Consider the following 509-nt stretch of genomic DNA (forward strand, 5'->3'; position numbering starts at 1 on the left):
CCTTTATATCTGTCAATAATCTTCTCAAGAGGAAAATGAATATCTGAAAGACTATTTTTCATTACATCTCTGATGCTCGTGAGTAGCGCATCGGCCTGGCTTCCAAAGATCCCTTTCAGAAGTACCATGTAAAACCACTGGCTAATTACTGAGCGTTCATTGTGGTTCTTATTCAGGAGATCAATCGTTGTATATAATGGATGTCCACTGGTTAGCTTTTTGTAAATCCAGTAGACCACAGGATGGACTGCATTTTTAGATATCAAAGACTGTGGATTGATGCCGAATCGCCTGATAAGAATAAAAGTCTCCTTGATACAGGATTTTATTTCAGACCATTGCTGTTGTATCTTACCGACCTCCTCTGAAGTGAAGTTTTTTACTTTGAACCGGACGTCAGAGTCAATAAGCATCAGGCTGGTTTTTAAGAACCAGTCTCTTTCAATATAAAACCCCATCTCGTTGTTCTGATAAATATTTTTTGTCAGTTCATCCAGTTCTCTTCTGAA

The 509-nt window shown here is 38.3% G+C and carries 1 pseudogene; it reads right to left on the minus strand.

Annotated elements, in window-relative coordinates:
* Positions 1–509, minus strand: a pseudogene (locus tag E2K52_RS15155) (hypothetical protein); the annotation flags it as partial.

It is taken from the genome of Acinetobacter sp. RF14B (assembly GCF_006864105.1).
GTDB classification, from domain to species: domain Bacteria; phylum Pseudomonadota; class Gammaproteobacteria; order Pseudomonadales; family Moraxellaceae; genus Acinetobacter; species Acinetobacter lwoffii_C.